The sequence below is a fragment of the Micromonospora cabrerizensis genome (genome assembly GCF_022230955.1).
Classification (GTDB): domain Bacteria; phylum Actinomycetota; class Actinomycetes; order Mycobacteriales; family Micromonosporaceae; genus Micromonospora; species Micromonospora cabrerizensis.
This window is the reverse complement of record NZ_JAKKFI010000072.1, coordinates 1-17,830: the sequence shown is the minus strand read 5'-3', so window position 1 is coordinate 17,830 and position 17,830 is coordinate 1. Positions and strand designations below refer to the sequence as shown.

The 17,830-nt window shown below is 71.6% G+C and carries 13 protein-coding genes and 1 pseudogene; 8 read left to right on the top strand and 6 right to left on the bottom strand.

From position 1 onward, the window contains the following. Nucleotides 1–301 (bottom strand): C39 family peptidase (locus tag LADH09A_RS18505; protein WP_238643239.1); only part of this gene is annotated, 301 nt, incomplete at its 3' end. A 587-nt stretch (nt 302–888) separates the two neighbouring features. After that, entirely contained in the window at nt 889–2,628 is a 1,740-nt protein-coding gene (locus LADH09A_RS18500; protein ID WP_372492305.1) for a beta-N-acetylhexosaminidase, read from the bottom strand. Between the two features lie 244 nt (nt 2,629–2,872). On the opposite strand from LADH09A_RS18500, the gene ppdK reads away from it, so the two are divergent. After that, nucleotides 2,873–5,581, top strand: coding sequence for a pyruvate, phosphate dikinase (gene ppdK / locus LADH09A_RS18495; RefSeq protein ID WP_238646717.1), 2,709 nt, complete (start codon nt 2,873–2,875; stop codon nt 5,579–5,581). A 48-nt stretch (nt 5,582–5,629) separates the two neighbouring features. Here the strand turns inward: ppdK and LADH09A_RS18490 are convergent, their stop codons facing one another. Further along, nucleotides 5,630–6,130 carry a roadblock/LC7 domain-containing protein gene (locus LADH09A_RS18490; protein WP_238646716.1) on the bottom strand — a complete coding sequence of 167 codons (501 nt, stop codon included), beginning with the start codon at nt 6,128–6,130 and terminating at the stop codon, nt 5,630–5,632. A gap of 253 nt (nt 6,131–6,383) precedes the next feature. On the opposite strand from LADH09A_RS18490, the gene LADH09A_RS18485 reads away from it, so the two are divergent. The 3 genes from LADH09A_RS18485 to LADH09A_RS18475 are packed head-to-tail and all read left to right on the top strand — an operon-like array spanning nt 6,384 to nt 8,859. Further along, nucleotides 6,384–6,731 carry a VOC family protein gene (locus LADH09A_RS18485; RefSeq protein ID WP_238646715.1) on the top strand — a complete coding sequence of 116 codons (348 nt, stop codon included), beginning with the start codon at nt 6,384–6,386 and terminating at the stop codon, nt 6,729–6,731. Then, entirely contained in the window at nt 6,721–7,986 is a 1,266-nt protein-coding gene (locus LADH09A_RS18480) for a deoxyguanosinetriphosphate triphosphohydrolase (protein ID WP_238646714.1), read from the top strand. The genes LADH09A_RS18485 and LADH09A_RS18480 overlap by 11 nt, the downstream gene beginning before the upstream one ends. A 15-nt stretch (nt 7,987–8,001) precedes the next feature. Then, nucleotides 8,002–8,859 carry a siderophore-interacting protein gene (locus tag LADH09A_RS18475; protein WP_238646713.1) on the top strand — a complete coding sequence of 286 codons (858 nt, stop codon included), beginning with the start codon at nt 8,002–8,004 and terminating at the stop codon, nt 8,857–8,859. Nucleotides 8,860–8,866: 7 nt separating this feature from the next. On the opposite strand, the gene LADH09A_RS18470 is transcribed toward LADH09A_RS18475, so the two are convergent. Beyond that, nucleotides 8,867–10,072, bottom strand: a complete 1,206-nt coding sequence (locus LADH09A_RS18470; RefSeq protein ID WP_238646712.1) for a low temperature requirement protein A — start codon at nt 10,070–10,072, stop codon at nt 8,867–8,869. Nucleotides 10,073–10,206: 134 nt separating this feature from the next. Between LADH09A_RS18470 and dnaG the strand changes: the two genes are divergently transcribed. Next, nucleotides 10,207–12,087: a DNA primase gene (dnaG, locus tag LADH09A_RS18465; protein WP_372492304.1), complete on the top strand. Its 1,881-nt coding sequence runs from the start codon at nt 10,207–10,209 to the stop codon at nt 12,085–12,087. After that, nucleotides 12,088–12,624, top strand: coding sequence for a hypothetical protein (locus LADH09A_RS18460; RefSeq protein WP_238646711.1), 537 nt, complete (start codon nt 12,088–12,090; stop codon nt 12,622–12,624). 9 nt (nt 12,625–12,633) lie between these two features. Here the strand turns inward: LADH09A_RS18460 and LADH09A_RS18455 are convergent, their stop codons facing one another. Continuing rightward, complete coding sequence (locus LADH09A_RS18455; RefSeq protein ID WP_238646710.1) at nt 12,634–13,653, bottom strand: TAXI family TRAP transporter solute-binding subunit; 1,020 nt, start codon at nt 13,651–13,653, stop codon at nt 12,634–12,636. After that, nucleotides 13,650–16,118 carry a TRAP transporter fused permease subunit gene (locus LADH09A_RS18450; RefSeq protein WP_238646709.1) on the bottom strand — a complete coding sequence of 823 codons (2,469 nt, stop codon included), beginning with the start codon at nt 16,116–16,118 and terminating at the stop codon, nt 13,650–13,652. The genes LADH09A_RS18455 and LADH09A_RS18450 overlap by 4 nt, the downstream gene beginning before the upstream one ends. A 132-nt stretch (nt 16,119–16,250) precedes the next feature. Here LADH09A_RS18450 and LADH09A_RS18445 point away from each other — a divergent pair, with 132 nt between their 5' ends. After that, nucleotides 16,251–17,183, top strand: coding sequence for an ABC transporter ATP-binding protein (locus tag LADH09A_RS18445; RefSeq protein WP_238646708.1), 933 nt, complete (start codon nt 16,251–16,253; stop codon nt 17,181–17,183). Nucleotides 17,184–17,613: 430 nt separating this feature from the next. Continuing rightward, a pseudogene (locus tag LADH09A_RS18440) lies at nt 17,614–17,830 on the top strand (hypothetical protein); the annotation flags it as partial.

Sequence of the window (17,830 nt, the reverse complement as noted above, 5' to 3'; positions counted from 1 at the left end):
GGGTGCCGGCCTCGGTGGTGCCCATCTCCTTGGCCATGTCATCAACGTTGATGTTCTTGCCCTGCACGCTCAGGGCGTTACGGGTCGCGGCGGGCCCGCAGTAGTAGAAGTTCGGCTGCGCCTCGTAGCGCACACCCAGCTCCCGCTCACCCGAGGGCTTGCGGTCGGTCTGGGTCTGGGTGGTGGGCTTGGCGGTGCTCGGCGCCGCGAACGCGGCGGTCACGGGTCCGACGATGGCACCACCGGTGAACGCGATCCCAGCGGCGGTGAGTGCGCTCTTACGGATCAGATCGGTACGCATGATGGCGTGCTCCTCTGCATCGGGGGTGTGCACGGCACGCCCGGGGGGTGGGCGTGCCGCACGTGTAAGGGGGGAAAGTCTTCGACGTTCTCGCCCGGCGGCCACGGGGGCCGGCGTCGGGAAAGGGTGTAACCGTGCGGGACGGCGGGTCATTCCACCCGGGCCCCGGCTTGTGATGCTCGGGGGTGCGGGGTGTGTAACCAGCCGGGCCGACGACGCATTCCACCTGGCTGCGGCCCGTGGCCATGGTGTGTAACCGGCCGGGCTGGCGACGCATTCCGCTCGCTGGCGGCGCGTGCTCCGGGGGATGTAACCGCGGCGGCTTGACCGGTGTTCCCGGCGGCTACCGCGGCCCCACGACCCGAAGTCGCGGTGCCATGCCAGGTATAACGACCCCGCCTGGCCCACGATTCCGTCGTCAGGGTGGCCCCGACCACGGGACGAGATCCGACAAAACAGACAACTTGCCCGATTCGCCACGCGCACCTCGCGTGATCAACTCGGGTTTGGTGATGTCGGGGTATCCAGGCGGCCGGGATACCCCGACATCAAGTAAACCGAGTGGATCAGGACGGGACAGGCGGCGGTCAGTGGGCGGCGGTGTCGGTCTGCGTCGTGTCGCGTTGGGTGGGGATGACCGGTGTGGTCGGCCAGGGGATTTCGGGCGCGCGGTGGAAGGTGATGCCAGCGGTCGTCCAACGCGGGCCCTGACCTGCCAGCCGGTCGCGGAAGTCGGCCCAGTCGTGCGTCGCCCGGGTCGACCAGCCCACCTCGGCGATGGCGGGGAGTCGGGGCAGGAGTAGGAGCTCGATGTCGGCCAGCGAGGTGACCGATTCGGTCCAGAGCGGGGCCTCCACGCCGAGTACGGCCTCGGCCGGTACGTCCGCGACGTGCGTGCCCGGGTCCCAGTCGTACGCCTTCCGCACGTCGATCAGGCCGGCCCAGTCGTGCCCGATCGGGGTGTCCGGGGCGTACTTCATGTCCAGGTAGGCGTGGTTTCCGGGTGAGACGATCAGCCGGGCGCCCTGCCGGACGGCCTCGGCGGTGGTGGGGTCCGCGCTGTCGGTGCCCCACCACTGCAGGACCCGCCCGTCGAGGTGTGCGGCCGGTGCGAGTTGGTGCCAGCCGACGACGGTCTTGCCGAGGTCGGCCACGATGCGCTGGACCCGCTCGACAAAACCGGTGTAGACCTCGCCCTTGACCTTGAACGCCTCGTCGCCGCCGATGTGCAGCCACGGCCCGGGGGTGAGCGCGGCCACCTCGCCCAGGACGTCGGCGACGAAGTCGTACGTCCGCTCGTCGGCCGGGTCGACGTAGCTGAAACCGACCTCGGTGCCGGTGTACGGCGGCGGCGCGATCTTGTCCGGTGCCAGCTCCGGGTACGCGACCAGGGCCGAGTTGGTGTGGCCGGGGAGGTCGATCTCCGGGACGACGGTGATGTGCCGGTCGGCCGCGTAGGAGACGATCCGGGCGTAGTCGGTCTTCGTGTAGTGCCCGCCGGGGCCTCCGCCGACCTCCGTCGCCCCGCCGACGCTGGTCAGCTTGGGCCAGGAGTCGACGGCGATCCGCCAGCCCTGGTCGTCGGTGAGGTGCAGGTGCAGGTGGTTGAGCTTGTAGCGGGCCAGGTGGTCGATCACCCGCAGCACGTCCTCGACGGCGAAGAAGTGCCGTGCGACGTCGAGCATCGCGCCCCGGTACGGGAAGCGGGGCGCATCGGTGATCGTCCCGCCGGGCAGCGCCCAGCGTTCGGTGACCTGGTTGGGGCTCTCGATCGTCGCCGGCAACAGTTGGCGCAGCGTCTGCACGCCGTGGAAGAGGCCGGCGGCAGTGGCGGCGGTGACGCGTACCCCGTCGGTGGTGATGTCGAGCCGGTAGCCCTCCGCGCCGAGGTCGGTGGCCTCGTCCAGCACCAGCGCGATGCCACCGGCGCGGTCCGGCGTGGTGGCGTCGGCGACCGGTAGCGGGTAGCCGGTGGCCGGGCGCAGCAGCTCGGCGAGGTGCTCGGCGACGGCCGTCGCGGCCGGGTCGGCGCTGACCGTGATGACGGCGTCGGCCGGGAGCACCCAGTCCGCGGCCGGGTCCGGCCGGACCTCCCGCGGGGCGGGCACGACGTCGGCCAGCCGGTGTGGGGCCGCCGCGGTGAGCACCGTGACCGCGGTCTGTTCGGCCGAGCGGGCGAGCACGCCAGCGTCCGGTTCGTCCGCCGACAGTGGTGCGGGGAGGGCGGCGGGGCTGGGGGAGGGGATGGTCGACACGGCGGCGACTCCGGGGGTGTATTCGCGTCGGTTATGGCAAAAGTGAGGTTCACCGGCTGGCGTGCCACCCAGCGTACGGCGCTCGGCCGGGGATGCGTGATGGTGCGCATGGAAGCGTTCCCAAAAACCGGTACGAACACGGATAGTCGTGATGGCTGTGCCAATTGTCACCGAACGGTCCCAGGTCGCTCGATGTTCGCTTAACCTTCGCCCACCGAACGGCGTCGACCCGGGATTACCGGTGGTCCGCCCCGGGGAAGAAGAAAACTGAACCTTCGTTAAGTGTCAATCCGGCGCGTGTGTTGTGGAGGCTCTGGTGGCAGCGCAAGAGACCGTCGATCACAAGTACGTCTACGACTTCTCCGAAGGCAACAAGGATCTCAAGGACCTGCTCGGCGGCAAGGGGGCCAACCTCGCCGAGATGACCAACCTCGGCCTGCCCGTCCCGCCCGGCTTCACCATCACCACCGAGGCCTGCCAGGCGTACCTGGCGACGGGACGGCAGCCGGACGGGCTCGCCGGCCAGATCGAGGCGCACCTGCAATCGTTGGAGCGCGCGATGGGCAAGCGTCTCGGCGACCCGCAGGATCCGCTGCTGGTCTCCGTCCGCTCCGGCGCCAAGTTCTCCATGCCCGGCATGATGGAGACCGTCCTCAACGTCGGCCTCAACGACCAGAGCGTGGTCGGGCTCTCCGCGCAGGCGGGCCAGAACGACAGGTTCGCCTGGGACTCCTACCGCCGCCTCATCCAGATGTTCGGCAAGACCGTCTGCGAGGTGCCGGGCGAGGAGTTCGAGCACGCGCTGGACGAGGCCAAGAGCGCCAAGGGCACCCACAACGACCTGGACCTGGACGCCGACGACCTCCGTGGGCTGGTCGACGCGTACAAGAAGATCTTTGTGAAGCACACCGGTCGGGAGTTCCCGCAGCAGCCGCGCGAACAGCTCGACCTGGCGATCCGGGCGGTCTTCGAGTCGTGGAACGCCGAGCGCGCGGTGCTCTACCGTCGCCAGGAGCGGATCCCGGCCGACCTCGGCACCGCGGTCAACGTGGTGACCATGGTCTTCGGCAACCTCGGCCCGGATTCCGGCACCGGTGTCGCGTTCACCCGTGACCCGGCCAGTGGCGCGCAGGGCATCTACGGCGACTACCTGGCCAACGCGCAGGGCGAGGACGTCGTCGCCGGCATCCGTAACACCGTGCCGTTGCAGGAGCTGGAACAGCTCGACAAGACCTCCTACGACGAGCTGCTCGGCATCATGGCTCGGCTGGAGGAGCACTACAAGGACCTGTGCGACATCGAGTTCACCATCGAACGCGGCAAGCTCTGGATGTTGCAGACGCGGGTCGGCAAGCGCACCGCCGCCGCCGCGTTCGTGATCGCGGGGCAGCTCGTCGACGAGGGTCTGATCGACCTGGACGAGGCACTGCACCGGGTCAACGGCGCGCAGCTGGCCCAGCTGATGTTCCCCCGTTTCCAGCTCGACCACGAGTTCCAGCCGGTCGCCACGGGCATCGGCGCCTCGCCCGGTGCGGCGTCCGGCACTGTGGTGTTCACCTCCGCGCGGGCCGTCGAGCTGGCCGCCGAGGGCAAGTCGGTGATCCTCGTCCGCCGGGAGACCAACCCGGACGACCTGAACGGCATGATCGCCGCCCAGGGCATCCTCACCTCGCGCGGCGGCAAGACCAGCCACGCGGCGGTGGTGGCCCGGGGCATGGGCAAGACCTGCGTCTCCGGCGCCGACGAGATCGAGGTGAACGTCCCGGCGAAGCGGTTCACCGTGGCCGGGCAGACCGTCAACGAGGGCGACGTCGTGTCCATCGACGGCACCACCGGCAAGGTCTACCTGGGTGAGGTGCCGGTCATGCCGTCGGAGGTGGTGCAGTACTTCGAGGGCAGCCTCGACCCGGAGCACATCGACAACGCGTTGGTTCGGGCCGTACACCGGATCATGACGCACGCCGACGGCAAGCGGCGCCTCGCGGTCCGCACGAACGCCGACACCGGCGCGGACGCCGCCCGGGCCCGGCGCTTCGGCGCCGAGGGCATCGGGCTGTGCCGCACCGAGCACATGTTCCTCGGCGACCGGCGGGAGCTGGTCGAGCGGCTGATCCTGGCCCGGGCCCCGGGCGAGCGGGAAGCGGCGCTGGCGGCGCTGCTGCCGTTGCAGCGGGCCGACTTCGAGGAGATCTTCCGCGAGATGGACGGCCTGCCGGTCACCGTCCGGCTGATCGACCCGCCGCTGCACGAGTTCCTGCCGCCGCTGGAGCAGCTCGCGGTCAACGTCGCGGTCGCCCAGGAACGGGGCGAGGACGTGGCCAAGGAGGAGGCGCTGCTCGCCGCCGTCCGGCGGATGCACGAGGAGAACCCGATGCTCGGGCTGCGGGGCGTCCGCCTCGGCCTGGTCATCCCCGGCCTGTTCGCGATGCAGGTCCGGGCCATCGCCGAGGCGGCTGTCGCCTGTGCCCGTGGTGGCGGCGTGGCCAAGCCGGAGATCATGGTGCCGTTGGTCGGGGCCGTGCAGGAGCTGGAGACCGTCCGCGCCGAGGCCGAGAAGATCATCGCGGAGGTGGTCGGGGACAGCGGGGTCGAGGTGCTGATCGGCACCATGATCGAGGTGCCCCGGGCGGCGCTGACCGCCGGGCAGATCGCCGAGGCGGCCGAGTTCTTCTCCTTCGGCACCAACGACCTGACCCAGATGGGCTGGGGCTTCTCCCGCGACGACGTCGAGGGAGCGTTCTTCTGGCGATACCTGGAGCTGGGCATCTTCGGCATCTCGCCGTTCGAGTCGATCGACCGCGACGGCGTCGGCCGGCTGGTGCGGATCGCCGCCGAGGAGGGCCGGGCCGCCCGCCCGGGCCTCAAGTTGGGCGTCTGCGGCGAGCACGGCGGTGACCCGGACTCGGTGCACTTCTTCCACGAGGTCGGCCTGGACTACGTGTCCTGCTCGCCGTTCCGGGTGCCGGTGGCCCGACTGGAGGCCGGCCGGGCGGTCGTGGAGACCGGCGGGTCGGACAGCCGCTGACGCACGCCGGTGGCGGCCCGGGCGACCGGGCCGCCACCGGCACCAAGCTCAGATCGGCGGGCGACGCCAGGTGGGCCGGGACGAGCGGCGCAACTGCGCCGGCAGGGTCGCCATCGGCGTACGCACGGCGAGCGGCCCGTGAGTGTCCGCAACCGAGGTGGCGCCGACAACCCCGCCGCGCCTGTCCAGCACCGAGCCCGCCCGACGGGCCACGGCACGGGCCTCCTCGTGCAACGCCTCCAGATTCTCTGCCGGAGACACGGTGACCAGGGTCAGCAGGGCGGTGCGCCCGGCCGGGTAGGTCACCACGCAACCGGCGGTGGTGCGGACGACCGACTCCCGGAACTCACCACGTTGGACAGTGTCGGCCACCCGGTGGCCGAGCCCGAAGCTGGCTGCGGCGAGCGCGGCGAGATGGGTGGCGTCGGTGCTGGGCAGATCGCTGGAGATGAGCAGCCCGTCGGTGCCGGCCAGGACCGTGCCGGCGATCTCGGGTCGGCGGCGGCGCAGCCCGCGTAGTTCCGTTCCCACCACCGTGTCTGCGTCCACGAGATTCTCCCCTTACCGGTCGGGCTCCGCGTGTCGGTCGACTGGTCACTTTCCGCGCTGGGAACGCTACCGGGCGCCACTTCCGCCCGCGAGCCCATAACCCTCAGCGATCGGTTGACAACTCCAGGCCAATCGGCGGTTGTGGGCCGATCGTCGATGCGTCGTGGGCGGGTCGACCAGTGGTGGCGGGCGTAATCTTGGCTCGCTCGCACACGGCTGATTGCGTCGGCCGTCGAACGGGAAAGGTGATTGCATGACCAGCGTCTGGGAGAACCTCGCCGTCGATGCCCGCGATCCGGCGCGACTGGCCCGTTGGTGGGCCGAGGCGCTCGGCTACCAGGTCGTCGCCGAGAGCCCCGACGAGGTGGAGATCCGCCAGTCCGCGGACCGCCTCCCCGGCCTGGTCTTCGTGCCGGTGACAGACGGCAAGGACCGCAAGAACCGGCTGCACATCGACCTGCGCCCCGCCAGCCAGGAGGCCGAGGTCGAGCGGCTGGTCGACATGGGTGCCCGGCACGTCGACATCGGCCAGGGTGACGTCGAGTGGACGGTGCTGGCTGACCCGGAGGGCAACGAGTTCTGCATCCTGCGTGAGAAGTGAGCCTGCTGCGGCGGGCGCCCGGCTGGTCGAGGAGCCGCCCAAGGACACCGGTCACCGCCGCTCACCGTACGAGCGTGACCGTGCCCGGGTGCTGCACTCCGCGGCCTTCCGGCGGCTGGCCACAAAGACCCAGGTGCACACCGCCGGCACCGACGACTTCCTGCGTACGCGGCTGACGCACTCGCTGGAGGTGGCCCAGATCGCCCGCGAGATGGGCGCCCGGTTGGGTTGTGACCCGGACGTGGTGGACGTGGCGGGGCTCGCCCACGACCTGGGGCACCCGCCGTTCGGGCACAACGGAGAGGCGGCCCTGGATCTGCTGGCCACGCCGTGCGGCGGCTTCGAGGGCAACGCGCAGACCCTGCGGGTGTTGACCCGGCTGGAGGCGAAGGTGCTCGCCCCGGACGGGTCGTCCGCTGGGCTGAACCTGACCCGGGCGTCGCTCGACGCGATCGGCAAGTACCCCTGGCCGCGCCGCCCCGGCCAGCGCAAGTTCGGGGTGTACGCCGACGACGTGGCCGTCTTCGACTGGATCCGGGACGGTGCGCCGGGTGACCGGCGCTGCCTGGAAGCGCAGGTGATGGACTGGGCCGACGACGTCGCGTACTCGGTGCACGACGTGGAGGACGGCATCCACGGCGGGTACGTGTCGCTGCGTCCGCTGCTCGGGGACGCCGACGAGCGGGCCGCGCTCTGTGCCGACGTGGCGGGCGCCTACTCCGGGGAGTCGGCGGACGACCTGGCCGAGGTGCTGGTCGACCTGCTGGCCGACCCGCTGCTCGCCCCCCTGGCCGGCTACGACGGCAGTCATCGCGCGCAGGTCGTGCTGAAGGCCACCACCAGCGGGGTGACCGGGCGGTTCGTGTCGGCTGCGGTGGCTGCCACGGAGGAGCGTTTCGGCCCCGGGCCGCACCGCCGCTACGCCGCCGACCTGGTGGTGCCTCGGCTGGTCCGGGCGCAGTGCGCCCTGCTCAAGGGCATCGCGCTGCGGTACGTGATGCGTCGGGCCGGCTTCCGGGGTCGCTACGAGCGGCAGCGGACGATGCTGGCCGAGCTGGTTGCCGCGCTGGTCCGACGGGCGCCGGACGGGCTCGACCCGATCTTCGCTCCGCTGTGGCGGGCCGCCCCGGACGACACGGCCCGACTGCGGGTGGTGATCGACCAGGTCGCCTCGCTCACCGACCCGGCGGCGGTGACCTGGCACACCCGTCTGGTCGGCAGTGCTACACCGCCAACCCACGACGAGCCAGCTTAGGCTAGCCTAACTGGCATGACGGAACGCCCCAGGAACGTCACCTCGGCCCGGGTGCTGCGCACCGAGCGGCCCACCCCGCACCTGATCCGGCTCGTCCTCGGTGGGGAGGAGCTGACCGGTCTGCCGGTGGGCGAGTTCACCGACCACTACATCAAGGTGGTGTTCCCGCAGCCCGGAGTCGAGTATCCGCAGCCGCTGGACCTCGCCGCGATCCGTCGGGACCTGCCCCGGGAGCAGTGGCCGCGGCTGCGCGCGTACACGGTGCGACGCTGGGACCCGCTGGCCGAGGAGTTGACCGTCGACGTGGTGCACCACGGCGACGAGGGGTTGGCCGGCCCGTGGGCCGCCGCGTTGCGGCCGGGTGACCCGGTGCACTTCGTCGGCCCCGGCGGCGCGTACGCCCCGAGCCCGGACGCGGACTGGCACCTGCTGGTGGGCGACGAGAGCGCCCTGCCGGCGATCGCCGCCGCCCTGGAGCGGCTGCCGCTGGGCGCACCGGCCCGCGTCCTCGTGGAGATCGCCGACCCGGCGGAGGAGCAGAAGCTGCTCAGCCCGGGTGCGGTCGAGCTGACCTGGCTGCACCGCGGCGACCGCCCGGTGGGCGAGGCGCTGGTCGAGGCGGTGCGGGCGTTGGAGTTCCCCGCCGGCAGCGTGCACGCCTTCGTGCACGGCGAGGCTGCCTTCGTCCGGGACCTGCGCCGGCTGCTGCGCGGCGAGCGCGGCATACCGCTCGACCGGCTCTCCATCTCCGGCTACTGGCGGCGCGGCATGGACGACGAGGGCTGGCGTTCCACCAAGGCCGACTGGAACCGGCAGGTGACCGCCGAGGAGGAGACCCCCGCGGTGGTGGCCGGGCAGGCCGCGGCAGCCTGAGGGCCGCTCATCCCTCGGGCGACTGGGTCGACTCGCTGGCCCTGGTGAGCCGGCGGCTGAGCAACACGGCGTACCCGATGATCGCCGCGGCGAGCAGGGCCAGCATCAGCCTCGGCTCGTGCACCGTCGCGGTGATCACCGTGACCGAGAGCACCCCGTAGGCGGCGATCGCCAACCGGGCGAGGCTCGGCCGGGTCCACAGCCAGTACAGGGCCAGGCCGCACACCGTCCACACCACCATCGAGCCGGCCAGCAGCAGCCGCAGCTCCAGCGGCAGCCGCGGCGCGTCGGCGTCGACCAGCCGGACCACCTGCCCGAGCGCCCAGCCGAGCAGCAGGAGCGCACCGCCGAGCGGGATGTGCAGGTAGCTGTACGCCTGCCCGCCCCGCAGGCGGTTCTGAAGGAGTCGGGTGGTGACGAAGGTGGTGTAGACCCACCAGACGGCCGCCGGGATCAGGAAGGCCAACCCGGCGGTGAGGATCATGTGGGGCGGCGGATGGTCGGGCACGGCGAAGAGCAGGCTGGCCAGGGCGCTGCCCAGCACGATGATCGTGAACTGCCCGATCCGTTCCGGCAGGTGCTGGTTGTCCACCGGCCAGCGGTTGAGCCAGCGCGCGCCGACCCAGGGCGTGGCCAGTTCGATGACCATCGCGACCACCCAGAGCACCGGGCGCTGCTCGGTCGGCGTGGTCAGCGACACCAGCCAGATCAGCCAGCCCGACCCGAAGCCGATCAGGTAGATCGTCGTCACGATGCGGGCCATCGGGCTGGTCGGCCGGGCCCGTAGGTACAGCAGGAGCAGCACGCCCCGCACGACCAGGTACCCGACCGGCAGGAGCACGCTCTCCGGCACCTCGTCCACGCCGAGCGTCATCGCCCCCGCGCCGACCAACGCCACCAGCACCAGCACCCGGTGCAGCGCGTCGTCCGGGTCGAACCGGGTGTCGTAGAAGACCTGACCCACCCAGGCCCACTGGATCACCACGAAGAGCCCGATCACGGCCAGCACGGCGCGCGGGGACGGGGTCGGGTCGCCGCCCAGCCGGGCCACCACCGCCGCCAGCGCGTACACGAAGATGAGGTCGAGGAAGAGCTCCAGCCAGGTGGCATGGCGGTGTCCGGCCTCGTCTGCCGGCGGGGCCTGCCCGCGGAGCCCGATCCGACCGGCCAACCATCTGGGCAGGCGGGGGACGTCGGTCCGTACCCTGCGCATCTGGTCATGGTCCCCGGGCGGCCCGGCCTGCGGGCCGGAACCGCCCAGCCGGCAGCGGTGGCCGCCACACCGACGTCCCCCGGCGGGCGTGTCGTCGGCCCGGCAGGGCAGGATGTACGCCGAGGGGGTGGCGCATGGCTGGGCGGATCCGGGACGAGGACATCGCACTGGTCCGGGAACGCACCTCGATCGGGGATGTGATCTCCGAGACCGTCACCCTGAAGTCCGCCGGCGGCGGCAACCTCAAGGGTCTGTGCCCGTTCCACGACGAGAAGAGCCCGTCGTTCAACGTCTCACCGGCCCGTAACGTCTGGTACTGCTTCGGCTGCGGGGCCGGCGGCGACGCGATCAAGTTCCTGATGGACGCCGACCACCTCAGCTTCGTGGAGTCCGTCGAGCGGCTCGCCGGCCGCGCCGGCATCCAGTTGCGCTATATCGAGGACGACAAGAGCGCCCCGCGCCCTCGCCCGCAGCAGGGCCAGCGGCAGCGCCTGGTCGCCGCGCACGCCGCCGCTGTCGAGTTCTACCGGGCGCAGCTCAGCACCGCCGGCGCCCGGCCGGCACGGGAGTTCCTGGCCCAGCGGGGGTTCGACCGGGCCGCCGCCGAGCGTTACGGCTGTGGCTTCGCGCCGGACGGTTGGGACCTGCTCACCAAGCACCTGCGCCAGCAGGGGTTCACCCACCAGGAGCTGGTCACGGGCGGGCTGTCCCGGGAGGCCCGCTCCGGCAGCCTGATCGACCGGTTCCGCCGTCGGTTGCTCTGGCCGATCCGCGACCTCGCCGGCGACGTGATCGGCTTCGGCGCGCGCAAGCTCTTCGACGACGACGACGGCCCGAAGTACCTGAACACCCCCGAGACGCCGATCTACAAGAAGTCGCACGTGCTCTACGGCATCGACCAGGCCAAACGGGAGATCGCCAAGCAGGGGCGGGCGGTGATCGTCGAGGGTTACACCGACGTGATGGCCTGCCACCTGGCCGGGGTGACCACGGCGGTGGCGACCTGCGGCACGGCCTTCGCCGCGGACCACATCTCGGTTCTGCGTCGCCTCCTGTTCGACAGCGACGAGGTGGCCGGCGAGATCATCTTCACCTTCGACGGCGACGCCGCCGGCCAGAAGGCCGCGCTGCGCGCCTTCGAGGACGACCAGCGCTTCGTCGGGCGCACGTTCATCGCCGTCAGCCCGGACAACATGGACCCGTGCGATCTGCGGCTGGCCAAGGGTGACCTGGCGGTGCGTGACCTGGTAGCGCGCCGCGAGCCGCTCGTCGACTTCGCGTTGCGACACGTGATCGGCCGCTTCGACCTGGACACCGTCGACGGCCGGGTCGAGGCCATGCGTCACGCCGCGCCGCTGGTCGCGCGCCTCAAGGACCGGGAAAAGCGCCCAGAGTACGTCCGCAAGCTCGCCATGGACCTGGGCATGGAGATCGAGCCGGTGCAGCGGGCGGTGCTGGCCGCCGGCAACACCCCGCCGCCCGGCACCCGCGACGCCGCACCCGCCGCCCGCCCCGCGTCGGCCCGCCCAGAGCCGACCCTGGACAGCCCGCAGTCGATGGTCGAGCGGGAGGCGCTGAAGCTCGCCCTCCAGCAGCCGGTGCTGGCCGGGCCCATGTTCGACGCCGTCGAGGCCACCGAATACCGCCACCCGGTGCACGTCGGGGTGCGTGCGGCCATCGCGGCGGCCGGTGGTGCCGCGTCGGCGACCGGCGGCGCGGTCTGGATCGAGTCGGTCCGCGACGCCTGCGACGACCTGGCGTCGGCGGCGTTGGTCGGCGAGTTGGCCGTGGAGCCGCTGCGCATCGACGGGGAAGCCGACCCGCGCTACGTGTCGATCACCATGGCGCGGGTGCAGTTCGGGTCGGTGACCTCACGGATCCGGGACATCAAGTCCCGCATCCAGCGGATCAACCCGGTCAACAACAAGGACGAGTACTTCGCCGCCTTCGGTGAGCTGCTGTCCCTGGAGCAGCACGCCCGGGCACTGCGCGAGCAGGCTGCGGGAGGCCTCTAGATGGGACTGTTCAGCCGCAAGCCGAAACTGCCGCCGGCCGACCGGCCGCCGCTGACCGCCGACGAGCGGGTGCTGGCGTGGGCGGCCGTCGGCAACGGCGAGGGCGACGGGGTGGTGGTCGCCACCAACCTCGGGCTGTGGCTGCCCGGTCGAGGGCAGCGGCTCGGCTGGCACACCATCCTCAAGGCGGTCTGGTCCGGCCGGGAGCTGACCGTCACCCCCGCCGAGACCGCCGTCGACCGGGACGGCTACACGGTGGTCGCCGACGGCCCGGCCGAGACGTACTTCCTCCTCGATCCGCGCGAGCTGCCGCACCAGGTGCGGGCACGGGTGACCCGCTCGGTCGCGTACACCGAGCACCATCCGGTGCCCGGCGGCGCGGCGCGGGTCGCGGCCCGCCGCGTGGCCGGGGCCGACGGTCTGACCTGGACGGTCCGACTCGACCCCGGCACCCCGACGGACGACGAGGCCCTGCTCGCCGAGACCGACCGTCTGGTCGGCGCGGCCCGTGCCGCCACCGCGCCGACCGACCTCTGACCGTCAGGGTCAGTTGGCGCCGAGATCCTTCAACGCCTTGTCGGCACCGCGGTGCAGCGGCACCGGCTCGGTCTTGCGGGCGGTGTCCAGCGAGATCCCCTTGGCCGCCGGGTTCGCCTGGGCCAGCGCGTCGCGCCTGTCGAACACCGTCCGGGTGATCGCGCAGGCGACGTTGGCGTCCAGGTCCTTACGAACCAACAACACGTTGGGTACGACGATCGTCGGGGTGTCGGTCGCCGTCCGGTACGCGTCCCGGCCGATCGTCCCGGCCTGGTAGGCGGGGCTCGACGCGGTCATCTTCGGCAGCAACGGCGAGATGTCGACGAACCTCACCGAGTCACCGGCGGTGGTGAACAGGTCGGTGAGGCCGCCGGTGGGCAGACCGCCGGACCAGAAGAAACCGTCGACGCTGCCGTCCTTGACCCCCTCGACCGTCTTGGTCAGATCCAGCCGCTGCGCCCGGATGTCCTTGGCCGGGTCGAGGCCGGCGGCCTCCAGCAGCCGGTTGGCGATCACCTCCGTGCCGGACTTCGGTGACCCGGTGGAGATCCGCTTGCCGCGCATGTCGGCCACCGAGGTGATCCCGGAGTCGTTGCGGACCACCACCTGCGTGTAGTTGTCGTAGATGCGGGCCAGTGCCTCCACCGGCTGCGGCGCGGTGAAGCTGCCCTTGCCCTCGACCGCGTTGACCGCCGTGTCGAACAGGGAGAACGCCACGTCGTACTGACCACCGACGAGTTGCTCGACGTTCTGCACCGAGGCGCCGGTCTCGGCTGCGGTGCCGGTGAGCTTGCCACCGGTCGCCCCGGACAACTGCCCGGCCAGGGCGTTGCCGACCACGTAGTAGACGCCCGTCGCGTTGCCGGTGGCGATGCCGACGCGGGTCTCCCTGCTCACCTCGCAGGTGACCTCGCTGGCCGCGTCGTCCTTGGCGGCGCCGCCCTGCTGACCACCACAAGCCGTGGCGCCGACCGTGACGAGGGCGAGCGCGCTCAGGCCCGCCGCGAGCCGTACGTCGATTCGTCTCACAGTTGTTCCTCCACAGGATTGGCTGGTGATCCGGACGATGGCCGACCGGCGGATCCTCGTCTGACGAACACACCCGCGGCCGCGATGGCGGCCAGTGCCACGCCGACCGTGACCGGCACGGGTTCGAGCCAGAGCAGGGTGACACCGGCGAGGGCACCGAGCACGCGTTCCGGGGCGCCGGCGGGCCCGACTCCGGGCAGCCAGCCACCGGCGGCGACGGCGAGCACCGCCACGCTCAGCGCGGTCACCACGGCGGCGAAGGCGATCCGCTGGACGCCACCGATGCCGAGCAGACCGAGCCCGGCCGGCGTGATGACGAACGCGATCGGGGTCAGGTAGGCGGGCAGCGCGTACCGCAGGGTCTGCCACATGGTCGGCACCAGCCGGCCGCCGGTCACCGCGGCGGCGGCCACCGCGGCGAGCGCCGTCGGTGGGGACACCTCGGACAGAACCGCGAAGTAGAAGACGAACATCGCCGCGGCGGGCGCGCTCACGCCCAGGTCGAGCAGAGCCGGACCGACGATCACCCAACCGATCACGAACGAGGCGGTGACCGGCACGGCCAGGCCCAGCAGGCTGAGGGCGACGGCCGCGAGCAGCGCGGTGAGCACCAGGACCAGGGTCGGGTCCGACGTGGCCGCCTGCGCCCCGCCGATCAGCAGCGCCGCCGCCTGCGGCCCGAGGCCGGTCTTCGTGGTGGTCGCCGTGATGATGCCGGCGGCGGCGCAGACCGCGGAAACGGCGAGCACTCCGCGTACGCCGGTGACGAGCGCGGTCACCAGCCGGGCCGGGGTGAGCCGGTACGCGCGGCCCTTCGTGCGGTCCAGGAAGGAGAGCGCGACCGCCAGGAGGGTGGCGAAGACGACCGCCCTCGTCGCGGACACGCCGACCGCGAGGAACACGATGATCGCGATCAGCGAGGCGAAGTGGTAACCGAGGCGGGCCAGCAGACGCCAGGGCGAACCGACGTCGATCACGACGGGGCGTACGCCGGAGCGGCGTGCGTCGATCTCCACCGAGAGCAGAATGCCGAGGTAGTAGAGCACTGTCGGCACCGTCGCCCAGCCCAGCACCTGGAGGTACGAGACGCCCAGGTACTCGGCGATGATGAACGCCGCCGCACCCAGGGTGGGTGGGGAGAGGATCGCGCCGACCCCGGCCGCCGCCAGCATTCCGCCGGCCCGCTCCGGGGGATAGCCGGCGCGGCGCAGCAGGGGCCAGGTAACCGCGCCGATGCTCACCGTCGTCGCCGCCCCGGAGCCGGACACGGTGCCGAGCAGGAAGCCGGAGGCCACCGCCGTCCGACCGGCGGCGGTTCGCGAGCGGCGGAACGCCGCAGCCGACAGCTCGACGAAGAATCGCCCGGCCCCGGACAGCTCCAGCACCGCGCCGTAGATGGTGAACAGCACGATGTACGAGGCGGCCACGTCCAGGGGCGTGCCGTAGAAGCCGCTGTCGGAGTTGTAGAACGCGTCCACCAGTTGGCTGAAGTCGAGCCCGGCGTGGGCCACCGGCCAGGACTGCGGCAGCAGCCCGCCGTAGTAGCCGTACCCGAGGAACAGCAGGCAGACAGCGGGCAGGATCCAGCCGGTCGTCCGTCGGCACGCCTCCAGCAGCAGGAGCAGCAGGACCGTGCCCAGCGCCAGGTCCGCCGGCGCCAGCAGGCCCTGCCGGTCGAGGAAGGCGTTGTAGCCGCCGCCACCCGAGCCGAGCGAGACCGGCAGGACGGGGTAGAGGCAGGCCGCCACCGCCAGCACGACCAGGACCCAGTCGATCGCGGTGGGCTTTGTGGACGCCGGTCGTGTCAGGACCGGCGGGTCGGTGTCGAGGCTGGTGCTGGTGCTGGTGCTGGTGCTGGTGCTGCCGCTGTCGCTGTCGGTGCTGTCGCTGGTGCTGCCGCCGCTGGCGGTGCGTCGTCGCCGGGACGGTATGCGGACCCGCAGCCGCAGGTCGGCCGGGTAGGCCAGGAAGACCAGCGGGAGTACGCCGGCCAGGAAGATGATCAGGTAGTACTTGCTGCCCTGCGACAGCGGGCGGAACACCTGCCAGAGGGCCAGGGCGCCAACCGCCAGCGCCGCCGCGGTGAGGAGCAGACCCGCCGGCCCGGACAGCACCCGGCCCGGTTTCTCTTCCTCGAACTGGGCAGCCAGGTCCCGGGTCGCCCGCTCGGGGACGGAGCCGTCGTCATCGAGCCTGCTCGGGTCGTACCTGCTCGGGTCGTACCTGCTCGGGTCGTCCTTGGTTGGGTCGTTGCCGGTCGGGTCGTTGTCGGCGGGCTCGTGCCCGGTGGTGTCGTGTCCGGTCGGGTCGTGCCCGGTCGCACGGGTGCCGGCAGGCTCGGTGGGCTTGGCTGATGGTCGTGGTCGCGGTGCCGCGCCGCCGGTGCCCGTCGCGGGCTCGCCGGCAGGAGAGTTGGCAGGTCGGACGGGTGAAGACGAACCATCGGGCGAGCTGATGGGCGACACGAGGGGACGATACACGTCGATCGGCGAACCGGTGGGGCATCGATCGGCGTTTCGTCGTCAGCGGGACTGCCGGCGGACGGTGGGCGCATATTTGCGTCGAGGGCTGTCGGACCGGGCGGTTAGTGTCGGGCGGTGACTTCGGGGCGACCACTGATTCAGGCTCGCGGGCTGGTGAAGCGGTTCGGTGACTTCACCGCCGTGGACGGCATCGACGTCGAGGTGCGCTCGGGTGAGGCGTTCGGGTTCCTCGGGCCCAACGGCGCCGGCAAGTCCTCCACCATGCGGATGGTCGGCTGCACCTCTCCGCCGAGCGGGGGCGAGCTGCGCATCCTCGATCTGGACCCGGTGGCTGACGGGCCGGCGATCCGGGCGCGGTTGGGGGTGTGCCCGCAGCTCGACAATCTCGACCCCGAGCTGACGGTCCGGGAAAACCTGACCGTCTATGCCCGCTACTTCGGCATCTCGCGGCGGGCGGCCCGGGAGCGGGCCGACGAGCTGCTCGACTTCGTCCAGCTCACCGAGCGCGCCAACAGCAAGGTCGACCCGCTCTCCGGCGGGATGAAGCGTCGGTTGACCATCGCCCGCGCGCTGGTCAACGACCCGCAGATCGTGCTGCTCGACGAGCCGACCACCGGGCTCGACCCGCAGGCCCGGCACCTGGTGTGGGAGCGGCTGTTCCGGCTCAAGCAGCAGGGCGTCACGCTGGTCCTCACCACGCACTACATGGACGAGGCCGAGCAGCTCTGCGACCGGCTGGTGGTGATGGACGGCGGACGCATCGTCGCGGAGGGTTCGCCCCGGGCGCTGATCGAACGACACTCCACTCGCGAGGTGGTCGAGCTGCGCTTCGCCGCCGAGTCGCAGGAGCCGTTCGCCAGCAAGCTCGACGGGCTGGGGGAGCGGGTCGAGGTGCTGCCCGACCGGGTCCTGCTCTACGTGCCCGACGGCGACGCGGCGGTCGCCGAGATCACCGCGTTGGGGCTCAACCCGGCCAACGTGCTGGTGCGGCGCAGCGGCCTGGAGGACGTCTTCCTGCACCTGACCGGCCGCACCCTGGTCGACTGACCGACCCTGGGTGATCCCTTGCCACTCCTGGTGAAGTCGCCCGTTCGGCCGCGACACGTCCGGGCCTCCTCGGCGCCGGTTCCGGACCCCGACGCCGACGAAACCTGGCCAAATCGACCCAGATCCGCGAAGATCGACTCGGCTTCCTGAAAGTCGGGGTGACCCGGCCGGGTGGACACCCCGACTTCCTGAAATCCGAGTCGATCAAGCGGTGGGGGCGGTGCGCCGGCTCAGGGCGGCGGGTTCCTGAAATCCGAGTCGATCAAGCGGTGGGGGCGGTGCGCCGGCTCAGGGCGGCGGGTTCCTGATGTCCGAGTCGATCAGACGGCTGGGTTTGCGCGCCGGCCCAGGGCGGCGGGGCGAGAAGCGGGGCGACAGGTCGACGGGGTCGTCGTAGGGTGACCGGCGATCTTTCGTACCTGGGGGTTTCATGTCTGATCTGTTGATCGCCAACCGACGTCAGGCCGGGCTGACCGCCCTCTACCTGGGCGTCTTCGCGATGGTCTGGTTCAGTGTGCCGGCGGCGGAGCAACCGCTTCGTGCCCTGCTCGTGGTGGGCAGCATCGTCGCGCTGCTCACCGCCGTGGCGGGTGGTGTGCTGTCCGCCCGACTACGGGGTGCCGGCAGCCCTCGGGACCGGGCAGCCG

Bases quoted from the DNA above. Each gene is read 5' to 3' on its own strand.
- LADH09A_RS18475 (WP_238646713.1), top strand. From the start codon at position 8,002: ATGACGGAACGCCCCAGGAACGTCACCTCGGCCCGGGTGCTGCGCACC.
- LADH09A_RS18485 (WP_238646715.1), top strand. From the start codon at position 6,384: ATGACCAGCGTCTGGGAGAACCTCGCCGTCGATGCCCGCGATCCGGCG.
- dnaG (WP_372492304.1), top strand. From the start codon at position 10,207: ATGGCTGGGCGGATCCGGGACGAGGACATCGCACTGGTCCGGGAACGC.
- LADH09A_RS18470 (WP_238646712.1), bottom strand. From the start codon at position 10,072: ATGCGCAGGGTACGGACCGACGTCCCCCGCCTGCCCAGATGGTTGGCC.
- LADH09A_RS18460 (WP_238646711.1), top strand. From the start codon at position 12,088: ATGGGACTGTTCAGCCGCAAGCCGAAACTGCCGCCGGCCGACCGGCCG.